Origin of the sequence: Microbacterium sp. SLBN-154, from assembly GCF_006715565.1 — a bacterium.
Classification (GTDB): Bacteria; Actinomycetota; Actinomycetes; order Actinomycetales; family Microbacteriaceae; genus Microbacterium.
Genome location: NZ_VFNL01000001.1, coordinates 2,461,980 through 2,474,960, shown reverse-complemented (window position 1 = coordinate 2,474,960; position 12,981 = coordinate 2,461,980). Strand labels below are relative to the sequence as shown.

General features: G+C 69.9%; 13 protein-coding genes and 1 tRNA gene. 5 read left to right on the top strand and 9 right to left on the bottom strand.

Annotated features, from left to right (window positions below):
• Window positions 1-27: 27 nt before the first annotated feature.
• From FBY40_RS12025 to FBY40_RS11990, 8 genes are all read right to left on the bottom strand, one after another.
• Window positions 28-927, bottom strand: coding sequence for a prenyltransferase (locus FBY40_RS12025; RefSeq protein ID WP_141938980.1), 900 nt, complete (start codon window positions 925-927; stop codon window positions 28-30).
• Window positions 924-1,244 carry a lycopene cyclase domain-containing protein gene (locus tag FBY40_RS12020; RefSeq protein WP_141938978.1) on the bottom strand — a complete coding sequence of 107 codons (321 nt, stop codon included), beginning with the start codon at window positions 1,242-1,244 and terminating at the stop codon, window positions 924-926. The genes FBY40_RS12025 and FBY40_RS12020 overlap by 4 nt, the downstream gene beginning before the upstream one ends.
• Entirely contained in the window at window positions 1,241-1,594 is a 354-nt protein-coding gene (locus tag FBY40_RS12015) for a lycopene cyclase domain-containing protein (protein ID WP_141938976.1), read from the bottom strand. The genes FBY40_RS12020 and FBY40_RS12015 overlap by 4 nt, the downstream gene beginning before the upstream one ends.
• Before the next feature lies 1 nt (window position 1,595).
• On the bottom strand, window positions 1,596-3,170 hold the full coding sequence (gene crtI, locus FBY40_RS12010) for a phytoene desaturase family protein (protein WP_141938975.1): 1,575 nt from the start codon (window positions 3,168-3,170) through the stop codon (window positions 1,596-1,598).
• Window positions 3,167-4,048 (bottom strand): phytoene/squalene synthase family protein, encoded by an 882-nt coding sequence (locus FBY40_RS12005; protein ID WP_124293526.1) that lies wholly within the window; start codon window positions 4,046-4,048, stop codon window positions 3,167-3,169. The genes crtI and FBY40_RS12005 overlap by 4 nt, the downstream gene beginning before the upstream one ends.
• Window positions 4,045-5,100 carry a polyprenyl synthetase family protein gene (locus tag FBY40_RS12000; protein ID WP_141938973.1) on the bottom strand — a complete coding sequence of 352 codons (1,056 nt, stop codon included), beginning with the start codon at window positions 5,098-5,100 and terminating at the stop codon, window positions 4,045-4,047. The genes FBY40_RS12005 and FBY40_RS12000 overlap by 4 nt, the downstream gene beginning before the upstream one ends.
• Complete coding sequence (gene idi, locus FBY40_RS11995; RefSeq protein ID WP_124293524.1) at window positions 5,097-5,648, bottom strand: isopentenyl-diphosphate Delta-isomerase; 552 nt, start codon at window positions 5,646-5,648, stop codon at window positions 5,097-5,099. The genes FBY40_RS12000 and idi overlap by 4 nt, the downstream gene beginning before the upstream one ends.
• A 200-nt stretch (window positions 5,649-5,848) precedes the next feature.
• Window positions 5,849-5,922: transfer RNA gene (locus FBY40_RS11990), tRNA-Met, on the bottom strand.
• Window positions 5,923-6,016: 94 nt separating this feature from the next.
• Between FBY40_RS11990 and FBY40_RS11985 the strand changes: the two genes are divergently transcribed.
• On the top strand, window positions 6,017-6,550 hold the full coding sequence (locus FBY40_RS11985; protein ID WP_141938972.1) for a DUF6328 family protein: 534 nt from the start codon (window positions 6,017-6,019) through the stop codon (window positions 6,548-6,550).
• Complete coding sequence (locus FBY40_RS11980; protein WP_141938970.1) at window positions 6,547-7,356, top strand: carbon-nitrogen hydrolase family protein; 810 nt, start codon at window positions 6,547-6,549, stop codon at window positions 7,354-7,356. Before FBY40_RS11985 ends, FBY40_RS11980 begins: the two co-directional genes overlap by 4 nt.
• Here FBY40_RS11980 and FBY40_RS11975 read toward each other — a convergent pair.
• The gene (locus tag FBY40_RS11975) at window positions 7,353-8,585 is read right to left on the bottom strand and encodes an aminotransferase class I/II-fold pyridoxal phosphate-dependent enzyme (RefSeq protein WP_141938968.1); all 1,233 of its coding nucleotides are present in this window, start codon (window positions 8,583-8,585) and stop codon (window positions 7,353-7,355) included. The two genes, FBY40_RS11980 and FBY40_RS11975, sit on opposite strands and share 4 nt — an antisense overlap.
• A 156-nt stretch (window positions 8,586-8,741) precedes the next feature.
• Here FBY40_RS11975 and FBY40_RS11970 point away from each other — a divergent pair, with 156 nt between their 5' ends.
• The 3 genes from FBY40_RS11970 to FBY40_RS11960 are packed head-to-tail and all read left to right on the top strand — an operon-like array spanning window position 8,742 to window position 12,976.
• Window positions 8,742-10,217, top strand: a complete 1,476-nt coding sequence (locus FBY40_RS11970) for a S1C family serine protease (protein ID WP_141938966.1) — start codon at window positions 8,742-8,744, stop codon at window positions 10,215-10,217.
• A 42-nt stretch (window positions 10,218-10,259) separates the two neighbouring features.
• Window positions 10,260-11,531: a CDP-glycerol glycerophosphotransferase family protein gene (locus tag FBY40_RS11965; protein WP_141938964.1), complete on the top strand. Its 1,272-nt coding sequence runs from the start codon at window positions 10,260-10,262 to the stop codon at window positions 11,529-11,531.
• A complete protein-coding gene (locus tag FBY40_RS11960) occupies window positions 11,528-12,976 on the top strand; it encodes a CDP-glycerol glycerophosphotransferase family protein (protein WP_141938962.1) in 1,449 nt (482 codons plus the stop codon). The genes FBY40_RS11965 and FBY40_RS11960 overlap by 4 nt, the downstream gene beginning before the upstream one ends.
• Window positions 12,977-12,981 lie beyond the last annotated feature (5 nt).

Genomic DNA, 12,981 nt, shown 5'->3' with positions numbered 1-12,981 from the left:
CTGTTTCCTGCTGTGGCAGCAGGCGGATCAGGCGTCGGCGGTGAGCAGACCGTAGGAGATCAACAGCACGGTGACGATGAAGCCCGCGATCTGGTTGATCCAGAGGAAGCGGCGCCAGCCGGTCGTCGCCTTCTCGGCGGTCTCGTCCGTGACGGAACGGTACGGCCACACGATCGCGATGTAGGGGAGGACCGCGATGACGGCCAGCGGACCGGGCCACGCCGTCGCGAGGATCACCAGCCCGGCGGCGAAGTAGCAGGCGAGGGCGAACCGAACGGTCCATCGCGCACCGCGCGCCGTCGCGATGGAGCTGATGCCCGCCGCTCGGTCGGCGAGCACGTCCTGCACGGCCCCGAAGGCGTGGGAGGCGATGCCCCAGAGGGCGAACGCGACGATGACCGCGACGAGTTGCCAGGTCCACGCGACACCGGCGAGGACGAGGGCGTAGACGGCGGGGGAGAAGAAGTGGATGCTGCTGGTGATCGAGTCTGCGAAGGGCCGCTCTTTCAGCCGCAGCGGCGGCGCGCTGTAGAACACCACGAAGAACAGACTCGCCGCCAGGACCAGCCAGGACGCGGGTGAGCCGACCCATACCAGGTAGGCCACGAAGGGAAGGCACAGCAGGCCCGAGACCCACAGTGTGAGCGCATGCAGCCGTCGATCGAGCACTGCACCGTGCGCCCCGCCCTTCCGGGGGTTGCGCAGGTCGGACTCGTAGTCGAAGACGTCGTTGATGCCGTACATCGCGACGTTGTAGGGGATGAGGAAGAACAGGGCGCCCAGGATGAGCGTCAGGTCGACCGATCGGGTGGCCAGCAGGTAGGCCGCAGCGAACGGATAGGCGGTGTTGATCCAGCTGACGGGGCGTGAGGAGACGAAGAGCTGACGGACGACGGGGCCCGGCCGCAGGGGAGTCGGGGTCGTCATGAGGTCTGCTCCCGGCGAGGACGTCGGGCGGTCAACAGGGTGTGGACGGCCGGGACGAGGAAAGCCGCGGCGATCGCGTAGGCGAAGTCCTCGATGGGCGCGAGCCCGATGAGGATGCCGCTGCGGTGTTCTTCGTCGTAGGCCACGAGTCCTGTTCCGATGATCACGTTGTCGAAGATGGCGGTGAGGATGACGAGCACCACCGCACCGGCGAGGGATGCCACCATCCTCTCGCGGAATCGCGGCAATCGCACGGTGGCCAGCGTGACGGCGGCGGCGAGGAGGAGGAACGGGATGTTGATCAGCACGTAGGTCATGATCGTCCCCCGTCTTCCGCGGCCCCACGGCGGCGGGCGCGGTGCTCTCCCAGACGCAGCGCGGCGCTGTAGAAGAGCACCGCGAGGTAGCAGAGGAAGGTGAGGAAGAAGACTTCCTCGATCGGCAGCTCAGGCGCGATCGAGATCCCGATGTAGAGGGGGCTGTCCCCCTGGAAGAACACCCCGGTGAGGATGCCGACGACATCCCACGCGAGGAAGAACAGCACGCCGACGGCGACCGAGACGATCGTGGCCAGCGGCGTCCGCCACAGCGCCAGGCGGTAGCGCGCGTCGATCACCGCCATCCCCGCGCCCGAAAAGACGATCGCAAGAAGGTAGAGTCCCGGCACCTCACACCCTCGCAGGCTCGGGGAGCGGCCCCGGGCTCCGGTCGCCCCGCAGCCGCTTCAGCACGAGCTCGGCCGAGATGAGGCACATCGGCAGACCGATCCCCGGAAGGGTCGACGATCCGGCATAGACCAGACCCCGCACCTTCTTCGACGCGTTGCGCGGCCGGAAGACCGCGCTCTGGTTCAACGTGTGGGCGAGCCCGAGCGAGTTGCCCCGCCACGCGTGCAGATCGTGGAGGAAATCGCCGGGCGTGATCGTGCGGCGCACGACGATGCGATCCGCGAGGTCGGGAATGCCCGCCCACTGCGCGATCTGCGCGATCACGTGGTCGGCGGCCGCCTCGATGCGCGGATCTCCGTCTCCGTCGACTCCGCCTCGCCCGAGCGAGGGGTCGGCAGGAATGGGCACCAGGACGAAGAGATTCTCGTGTCCCGCGGGCGCCACGGTCTCGTCGGTGGCGCTCGGCCGACAGATGTAGATCGACGCGGGGTCCGGGATGTGCGCATCGGCGCCGAAGATCGCCTCGAAGTTCGCCTTCCACTGGTCGACGAACATCAGCGTGTGGTGAGCGAGCTCGGGGAGTTCGCCTTCGACTCCGAGAAGGAGCAGCAGCGCCCCGGGGCTCGGCTGCTTGCGGGTCCACCACTCTTCGGGATAGGTCTGGAGCTCGCGGGGGAGCAGGGCGGTCTCGGTGTGGTGGAGGTCGGCGGCCGAGACCACGAGGTCGGCGTCGATCACCTCGCCGCTGCGCAACCGGACGCCCGTCGCCCGTGCCGGTCCGGCATCGGCGGAGGTGAGGATCGCGCCGACCTCGGCATCGGTGCGGATCGTGACGCCCTGCCGGCGCGCGACGCGTTCGACCGCGCGGATGACCTCGGTGAACCCTCCGCGGGGGTAGAGCACCCGATCATCGAGATCGAGGTGGCTCATGAGGTGGTACAGGCTCGGCACAGCGTAGGGGGAACCACCGAGGAAGACCGCGGGGTACTCGAGGATCTGACGGAGCATCGGCTCGCGGAATCGCTGATCGACGAAACGCGCCAGCGTCGTGGTCAACAGCGGCAGAAGCTGCGGCAGGCGCTTGAGAAGCGCGGGGTCGCGCAGGCCCGCCGTGGTCTCGTACGTGTCGTAGAGGAACCGCGAGACCGCGAGATCGTAGGCGTTCCCCGCTGAGTCGAGGTAGGTCGCCAGGGTCTTCCCCGCGCCCGGCTCGATCGACTCGAACAGCGCGGTCGCCTCTTCGCGGCCGGACCGGACGTCTACGGATTCGCCTGCCGTGCCGGAGGTCTGGGGCTCGCGGTAGACCCGGTACGCGGGGTCGAGCTTGACCAGATCGAGCTCGGCGTCGGCCGTGGTGCCCACGAGGCGGAAGAAGTGGTCGAACACCTCGGGCATGAGGTACCAGCTCGGGCCGGTGTCGAAGCGGAAGCCATCGCTCTCCCACGAGCCGGCACGCCCGCCGACGTCGTCGCGCGCCTCCAGGATGGTCACGTCGTGGCCTTCGGCGGCAAGCAGGGCAGCGGTGGCGAGCCCGGCGATCCCGCCGCCGATCACCACGGTTCGTTCGGCGGTCATGCGCGGGCTCCTCTCGGGTGCAGGCCCAGCATCGCGCGCGCGGCGAGAGCGGCCTTGACGGTGTCGGGTACGCGGACCCGGGTGCGGCTGTCGTCGCCCTCGCGGCGAAGCCGTCGAGAGAGTTCGGCGAAAAGGTCGTGGGCGACCGTCACGGCTCGTCGGCAGTCCGCGGGCAGGGAGGGGATCGTCGCGGCGGCGGCGGCGAGGTCGGAGTCGATGCGGTCGAGGACCTCGGTGCGGCTGCGACGCCCGGTGGTGACACCGAGGTAGTCCCGGCCGAGAGCCCCCTCGTCGTGGAAGAGGTCTCGAAGGAAATTGACGTCCTGGAACGCAGCTCCGAGACGCCGCGCGCCCTCGACGAGCGCCGGGTCGGGAAGGGCGGGTCGGGGGTTGTCGGCGTTGACGAAGACGTGGAGGCACATCAGCCCCACCACCTCCGCCGACCCGTACACGTACGAGTCATGCGATGCGTCGTCGTGGTTCGCAACGGTGAGGTCGGTGCGCATGGACTGGAAGAAGGGGGCGATGAGGTCGGCGCCGATGAGGCACTCGCGCGCGGTGCGGGCGAAGGCGTGGACGACCAGATTGGAGCTGAAGCCGCGCTCGATCGCGGCCATCGTCTCGCTCTCGAGATCGTCCAGAACCGCCCGCTCGGCGGCGGGATCGAGGCCCGCCTCGTGCGCGGGGCCGTCGACGATCTCGTCGGCCACGCGTACCAGCGCGTAGACGTTGCGCACGTGCGGTCGGGGCCGCGTGCCCAGGAGCCGGGTCGCGAGACCGAAGGAGGTCGAGTACGCGGCGATGACCGCAGCGGACGCGTCCTCAGCCGTGCGGTCGTACTGTGCGAGCCCGGTGGGACGATCGCCGGATGCGGTCACGGAATCCTCTCCTGAATGCGGACGCAGAGGTCCTGCAACAGCATTCTCGCAGCGACGGGAAGCTCCGGGGCGGCGGAGTGCTTTCCCGCTCCGGCGAGCGTGTCGTCGATGAGTTCGCGCAGCCGGGTTCGGGCGCCGCTGGCCTCGAGGGCCTCCTGTGCTTCGCGGATGGCGATCGGACCGGTGTGTGCGACGGCGAGCGCATCGTTGACGCGCGACCACGCCGCCGTCTGGCGGGCGAAGGCGATGAGCGGCGTGCGCTTGGCTTCGCGCAGGTCGCCACCCTCCTCTTTGCCGGCCTGGTCGGCGGTTCCGAACGCGCCGATGAGATCGTCGACGAGCTGGAAGGCCAGGCCGATGCGCGCGCCGGCGTCGCCCAGCGCCGCGATCGAGGCCTCGTCGGCATCGGCGAGGACGGCACCTGCCTGCAGAGGCGCGCTGAAGGAGTACACGGCCGTCTTGTCCCGCGCCGCCGCGATGAGTGCGGCGTCTTCGGCGAGGTCGGGCACGACGGCGTTCTCGACGTCGGCAAGCTCGCCGGCCGCGGAGACGAAGACCGCGTCGTCGAGAAGTCCGAAGAGCGCTTCACGTGCGTGCGAGGTGGCGTCGGAGGTCGCGATGAGCCGGCCGGCCTCGTGCAGCAGGAGATCGCCTGCCAGGATCCCGGCCGCGTCGCCGAGGGTGGCCGCGCCGCCCGGGCTCGCGCCCGCGGTCAGCGCACGCAGGCGGAACTCGCCGCCCACATTGGGGATCCCACGGCGGATGAGATCGTGGTCGATCACATCGTCGTGGACGACGAAGGCGGTGTGCAGCAGCTCGAACGCCGCCGCTACCCGGTAGACGGTCGGCAACTGCGCCTCGTCGCCGCCGAAGGCGTGGAAGGATGCCACGACGAGAGCGGGCCGAAGACGCTTGCCCCCGGACGCCGCGCGGGCGATGGCCTCGCCGAGCACGCAGAAGCCGTCACCCAGGCGCGCGGCGCGGTCGCTGATGCGCTGCACCGCCGAGTCGATGGCGAGGTCGATCTCGGCACTGGTGGCAGCGGGGATCATGAGGCCCGTCGTTGGGGTTCTGAGGCGTCGAACAGGTGCAGCTGCTGCGCCTGGAGGACGAGCCACGGGCTGAACGCCCACGGGGTGGTCACCAGCGACGCCGCGAGATCGGCGGGGTCGACCCAGCGGGCATCCATCACTTCCGCGGGGTTGAGCACGGGTTCGTGCTCGGCGCGAGCGGTGTAGACCGGGCACACCTCGTACTCGACGACGCCGCTGGCATCGGTGGCGCGATAGCGGAAGAGGGGGAGGGCGAGCTGGATGTCGCTGAGGACGAGTCCCAGCTCGGAATCAGCGTGGCGTCGCACGGCCGAGAGCACGGGCTCAGCCGGTCGGGGGTGGCCGCAGAACGAGTTGGTCCACACGCCCGGCCACGTCTTCTTCGACAGGGCACGGCGAGTGACCAGAACCTCGCCGGCGTCATTGACGACGTGGCACGAGAAGGCCAGGTGAAGAGCAGTGTCACTGCCGTGCACGCTCGATTTGGGCGCGGTGCCGATGGCGCGGCCGGCCTCGTCGAGAAGGACGACGTGGTCGATCTCCGTCATGGCACCTCCTGATCATTTCGCTAGTTTTCCTAGCGATATCGGTTGGTCGATGATACAAGGAGGCTGTAGGGGTGTCTACACGGCGCCCCTGCTGCTCCGCACCCCCGCGCGCGCGGCGATGGCGGGCGCCCCAGGCGCCTGCAGTTCCATGATGCCCTGGAAAATGCGGAAGGCGCCCCTTCCGGGACGCCTTCCTTTTGTTGCGGGGGCAGGATTTGAACCTACGACCTCTGGGTTATGAGCCCAGCGAGCTACCGAACTGCTCCACCCCGCGGCACAAGAGAAAAGCCTAGCACGCGAGACCGGCGTCGTCGAACCGGCTCCTGCGGCGGTTGCCGAACGCCCTCGCCGACGGGCAGGGTAGCTGCATGCCCGCTGTGCCCGAGAACGTCGTCGACGACAGGCTCGACGGGCGCGACGAATCGCCGGCGGAGCGCGCCGATCGGAACTGGAACGAGGTGCTGCAGGAACTTCGCGTGCTCCAGACCGGCACCCAGATCCTCACCGGCTTCCTGCTCGCCCTGGCGTTCCAGCCGGCCTTCTCCGACCTGAGTGGCGCTCAGCGGGGGTTCTACCTCCTGCTCGTCGTCCTCTCCGCCCTGAGCGCCATCATCGCGCTCGCTCCGGTGGCGCTGCATCGCGTGCTGTTCGGCCAGGGTCTGAAGGCCACGGTCGTACGGTTCGGTCACGGGGCGCTCCTGACCGCTCTCACCATCGTCGCGCTCCTGCTCTCCGGTGTCGTCGCGTTCGTGTTCGACGTGGTCCTCGGCACCGCGTGGGCTGCGATCGCGGCAGCGGGGCTCGTGCTGTTGGTCATCGTGCTCTGGGTCGTCGTCCCGGCGGTCGTCCGGGTCCGCCATCGCGCGTCCATCCACGCGACCCCGGAAGGAAAGACGCGATGACGCCCACGAGCACGGTCGCCACGGCGGTCGTGCAATTCGCGCCCGCGCCCGACATCGCAGCCAATCGCCGCACGGTCGGCGAGCTCGTGCACACAGCCGCCGACCGGGGCGCGCGCGTCATCGTCCTCCCCGAATACTCGAACTACTTCATCGATCCCTTCGACCAATCACTCTCCGCGCACGCCGAGACCCTCGACGGGGCCTTCGTCGCCGCACTGCGACAGCTCGCCCGCGAGACGCGGACCCACATCGTCGCGGGGTTGCTGGAGCGCGGCGAGGAAGGTCGCGTCCGCAACACCGTCGTCGCCGTCGCCGATCGCGGCGTGGTCGCGGTCTACCGCAAGATCCACCTCTACGACGCCTTCGGGCAGCGCGAGTCGGACTGGATCCAGCCGGGCGAGACCTCGGCGCCGGAGACCTTCAGCGTCGACGGCATCCGATTCGGCTTGATGACCTGTTACGACCTGCGCTTCCCCGAGATGGGACGGGTGCTCGTCGACGCCGGTGCCACCGCCTTCCTCGTACCCGCGGAGTGGGTGCGGGGCCCGCTCAAGGAGCATCACTGGCAGACCCTCCTACAGGCCCGCGCGATCGAGAACACCGTGTACGTGGTCGCCGCCGACCACCCGCCGCCTCTCGGAGTCGGGCTGTCGAGCGTGGTCGACCCCCGGGGGGTCGTCGTCGCGGGGGTCGGGTCGGAGACCAATGTCGCAATTGCACACCTGGATCCCGCGCTGGTCGACCGCGTCCGTCGACAGAACCCCGCGCTGCGGCTCCGCCGATTCCGAGTGGTCGCGGACTCCTAGCCCGACCCGCCGCCGTCGGCTCGCCCGTCCTGCAGTCTCGACAGACGACGGACGGCCTCATCCAGGACGGACGCCTGTTTGCAGGCGGCGAATCGGATGAGACTCGACACCGCGGGACGCTCCTCGGGCCGGACGAAGGCGGTCAGAGGTACGCCGACGACCCCGATCCGCTCGGCCATCTCTCTGCAGAACGCGTCGGCATCTTCCACGTCGAGGGCTCGGGCATCCACGACGGTGAAGTAGGAGGCCGCGGGGACCGACACGTCGAAACCCGCTGCGCGCAACCCCTGGCCGAGCAGATCCCGTTTGTGCCGGAGCGAATCGGCAACCTCGGCGAACCAGTCGTCGGGAAGCCGCAGCCCCGCGGCGATCGCGGGTTGGAAGGGCGCGCCCCCGGAGTAGGTGAGGTACTGTTTCACGGCGACGAGTGCGTCGATCAGATCCGCAGGTCCGGTGGCCCATCCGATCTTCCAGCCGGTCGTAGAGAAGGTCTTCCCCCCGGAGGAGATCGACACGGTCCGCTCCCACGCTCCCGGCATCGCGGCGATCGGCGCGTGCCGGCCGTCGAAGACCAGGTGCTCGTAGACCTCGTCCGTGACGATCCAGGCATCGTGCTCGTGGGCGAGCCGCACCACCTCGGCGCGGAGCTCTTCCGAGAACACCGTTCCGGTGGGGTTGTGCGGATCATTGACGATGATGACGCGGGTCCGCTCGCCCACGGCGGCCCGGAGGTCGTCCGGATCGGGTTGGAAGTGCGGGAAGCGCAGCGGGACGGTGACCAGGCGCGCGCCCGACAGCGCGACCAGTGCCGCGTACGCGTCGTAGAAGGGCTCGAAGACGACGACCTCGTCGTCGGCACCGTCCACGAGCGCCAGGAGGGCGGCCGCGAGCGCCTCGGTCGCGCCTGCGGTGACAAGAACGTGACGCTCGGGGTCGAGGTGCATCCCGTAGAACCGCTGCTGGTGAGCAGCGATCGCCTCCCGCAGCTCGGCGACGCCTCGTCCGGGCGGGTACTGGTTGACGCCGTGGGCGATGGCTGCGCGGGCCGTCTCCAGAACGACCTCCGGCCCATCCTCGTCGGGGAACCCCTGACCGAGGTTGATGGCGCCGGTTCGGGCCGCGAGTGCCGACATGTCGGCGAAGATGGTGGGGCGGGTGCTTCCGTCCGAGGACAGCAGCCCGGCACCGTCGGCCGTGCGCCGCCAGGCTCCGGGAATGGTTCGCGGCATCGTGGGCATCCCTCCTGCACGGGTTCCTCAGCATTGCATAGGCGCATCGCGGGCGGATCATAAGAAACCCACAGGATGGATGACCACGCTGGTCAGCAGATCGAACAACACGCGATCGAAGGTTTCGATGGGCCTTCGGCCCGAGGAGGAACGAAGATGAGCGAGAACACCAGCGACCGTCAGCCGGAGGACGTCCCCGCCACGCCCCCCGTCCCTGAGACGCCGGCGGCCGCGGCCGCCCAGCACACTCCGCCCGCCGGTTGGCACGTTCCCCCGCGCCCGGCACCGCCGACCCCCGCCTCCGGTGCGCCGTATCCGGTCGGCGCCGGGGCCTCGTTCGGCTCGACGGGCCACCCGACCCAGCCCACCCTTCCCCTTGGTGATGGCGGGCGCGGGTACGGCGAGACGCCCGCCGCGGCGCAGGGGACGGCAGCGTCGATCAAGCGCAAGTCCGGCGCCGTCCGCGTCGCCGGTCTCCTCGTGGCCGCCGCCGTCGTCGGCGGTGCCGCAGGGCTCGGCGGCGCCTATGCCGGCGTCTCCCTCTTCCAGCCGGCCTCGACCGCGACGACGGCGACCGGCCCGACCAGCGTGACGGTCAACGACACCGACGACGTCAACCAGACCACGGCGATCGCCGCCAAGGTCGTGCCGAGCGTCGTGACGATCGAGGCTGCGGGCGGTGCAGGAAGCGGCACCGGGTCGGGCGTCATCCTCTCCAGCGACGGATACGTCGTGACGAACACGCACGTGGTGACCCTCGACGGGGCGACCGGAGATGCCGCGATCCGGGTGACCACCTCGGACGGGCGGGTGTTCGACGCCGAGATCGTCGGCACCGACCCGCTCTACGACCTCGCAGTGATCAGACTCCAGGATGCCGACGGACTCACCCCGATCGAGTTCGCCGACTCGTCGGACCTCAACGTCGGAGACGAGACGACCGCCGTCGGAGCACCCCTGGGGCTGTCGAACACCGTCACGACGGGAATCGTCAGCGCGCTCAACAGGTCGATCGAGATCGCGTCTTCCGCCGCGCCTGACGAGGGCGATGCCGATGAGAACCAGGGCGAGGCCCCGCCGTTCTCCTTCGACTTCGGCCAGGGCCAGCAGTCGGGTCAGCCGGCGGAGTCCATCAAGATCGCCGTCATCCAGACCGACGCCGCGATCAACCCGGGGAACTCCGGTGGCGCGCTGGTCGACTCGCAGGGCCGCCTCATCGGCGTCAACGTCGCCATCGCCTCCGCGGGGGGAACCTCGTCCACGCAGGGGAACATCGGCGTCGGGTTCGCGATCCCGTCCGACATCGTCCAGCGCGTGACCGACGAGCTGATCGAGAACGGCTCGGCGACCCATGGTCTGCTCGGTGCCAACGTGCAGTCGTCGGCGTACGTCGACGACGCCGACATCACCGGCGCCTACATCGCCGAGGTCACCGCCGGGGGTGCGGCGGAGGCCGCGGGACTTCGCGCGGGCGACATCGTCACCGAATTCAACGGCGTTCCGATCACCGATTCCGTCGACCTCACCGCGCAGGTCCGGGCACTCGCCGCCGGTAGCGAGGTCTCGCTGACCTACGTCCGCGACGGTCGTGACGCCACGGCGGATGTGACCCTCGGAGAGCTCGAGCAGTAGGGTCCTCCCGGTTCGGACGCCATCCCGCGATAGGCTCGCGGGATGGCGTCCTTCTCGTTCGGCGCGGGAAATGCACGCAAAGTGGCGAGCATTCCGCTGTACGCGCTCGGTCGTGTCGTGACGCTCTTCGTCCCGCGCCGGCCCGACCTGTGGGTGTTCGGTTGCGCGGTGGGCATCGCCGACGGGGCTCTCGCTCTCTGGGAGGAAGCGGAGGCGCACGGGCGGCGCGCGGTGTGGTTGACCGGGTCCCCGGACGAGGAGCGGGATGCCGCGGCCCGCGGCATCCCGACGGCGAGGAAATCCTCACTCCGTGGTTTCCGGCTCACCGCCCGGGCACGCGTGCTCGTGATCACCCATGGGTTCGGCGACGTCAACCGATACGCCACCGGGGGCGCCTTCGTGGTGCAGCTGTGGCACGGTATCCCGCTCAAGCGCATCGGTCTCGATTCCCCGGAGACGCTGCGCAGCAGCATCCTGCCCCGGTCGCGCGCGATGCGCGCGCTCATCCGCGCCATGTACCGCGGTGCCACCCGACGCATCGGGCTCATCCCCGCCGCGTCGCATCTGGTGCGGGGCCGTCTGGAGTCCGCCTTCTCGCTCACCGACGCACGCGTCCCCGTGACCGGCGAGCCGCGTGTCGACGTGCTGTCGCGTGGCTCGGCTGCGGAGCGTCGTCGCCGGGCACGCGACCTGCTGTCCCGGACGGTGGGGACGATCGGGGCCGCGGCGCGGGTCATCCTCTACGCGCCGACGTGGCGGGACGGCGCACCCGATCCGGCCGTGCCGTCACCGGCGGATTGGTCGGCGCTGGTCGACGCCCTCGAGGCGCAGGACGCCATCCTGCTCGTTCGATCGCACCCGCTGGGCGCGGGGGAGTACACACCGCCCGTTCCGACGGCGCGGATCCGGATGCTCGGCAGCGACCTTCTTCGCGATGTCACGCCCGTCCTCCCCGGCATCGATCTCCTCATCACCGACTACTCGTCGCTGGTGTTCGATGCGGGGCTCAATCGCACGCCCGTTCTCTTCCTCGCGCCCGACGTCGAGGAGTACTCGGCCCGGCGCGGCTTCTACGGCTCCTTCGAGGAGATCGCGGCGGGCGACCTCGCGTCGGACTGGACGGAGATCGTGCGGCGGCTCCGCTCTGCGATCACCGACGGCCCGGAGCGCGCGCGCATGGCCGATCGCTCCGCGGCGCGCAGCGCAGATGTCCACGCCTTCCACGACGGAGGCAACACCGCACGGGTCCACCGTGCCATCCTGAACGCCACGGGCGCCGCCACCGCCGACGGCCGCACGAGAGGACGCAGATGACAGACGCCCGCTTCCACGCCGACCCCGCGCCCGCCCTTCTGCTGTCGGGCACCGGCCCCGCGCCTCAGCGTGTGAGCCTCGAGGGACCGCGGGCACGTGTGTCCGCGGAGGTCGTGGCCGATGACGACGGCTGGTGGGTGGATCTGCCGCTCCATGTCGCGCGGTGGGGCGGACCGGATCTCCCGCTTCCCCGGGGCTCGTACGCCCTGCGCGTGAGCGGGGCAGGGATCGGTGAGGTCGAGCTGCCGGATGTCGCACTCCGCGTGCTGGGCTCCCTCCGCGCCGAGCTCCGGGGCGGTGCGGTCGAGATCGGCCCGCCGATCGATCCCGTGTACGACTCCGGTGAGGGCCAGGCCGCGCTCGAACGTCGATATGCCACGAGGCCGGGGGAGCTCGAGAACGCCGTGTTCTTCGAGAGCTTCTACGGACGCAACGCCAGCTGCAACCCTCTCGCCATCGATCGCGAGCTCGCGCGGCGGGCCCCCGGGGTGACCCGTTACTGGAGTGTCGCGGACCTTTCCGTGGTCGTACCGGAGGGTGCGGTGGCCGTGGTCGAGGGGAGCCCGGAGTGGTGGCGGGCCCGAGGCGTCGCACGGCTCCTCGTCGTCAACGACTGGCTTCGCCGCCGCTTCTCCCGCCGCGGCGGGCAGGTCGTCCTCCAGACGTGGCACGGCACGCCGTTGAAGCGGTTGGCTCTCCACCGTCCGGGCTTCGACCCGCGACGGGCGGCGGCGGTCATCCGCGAGTCGTTCCGCTGGGACATCCTGCTGGCGCAGAACCCCTACGCCGCGTCGGTGCTGCGGAAGGCCTACGCCTTTCTGCGTCGGCCGCTGTGGGTCGAGGGATACCCGCGTAACGACGTGCTGGTGACCGGTGACGGTGCGACCACGCGCGCGGCGCTGGGGATCGGGATCGAGGAGCGGGTCATCCTCTACGCCCCCACCTGGCGAGACGACCGTGACGAGATCGTCGACTTCATCGATCCGACGAGCCTGGCCGCCGTCACCGGGTCGGTCGTGCTCGTGCGCGGTCACTCCCGCACGCTTCAGCCCGGTCATGACCTCGCCGGTCCCCGCGTCATCGATGTCACGGGCTACCCCGATACGTCGGCGCTGCTCCTGGCGGCGGACGCACTGGTCACGGACTATTCGTCGGTGATGTTCGACTTCAGTGTGACGGGCAAACCGATGTATTTCCTGGTGCCGGACATGGATCATTACCGGGGTACGCTGCGGGGCTTCTACTTCGATCTCGCCGCTCGCGCCCCGGGACCGGTGGTTCGCACGCAGCCTGAGCTCGTCGCCGCGCTGACAGCGGAGGAGACCGCGCCGTTCGCCGAGAAGTACGATGCGTGGCGGCGGGCGTTCAACGCCCGCGACGACGGTCGGGCGGCCGAACGCGTGGTCAGCCGCATCCTGGATCAGGGTCTCATCGAACGCGAGTGAGAGCG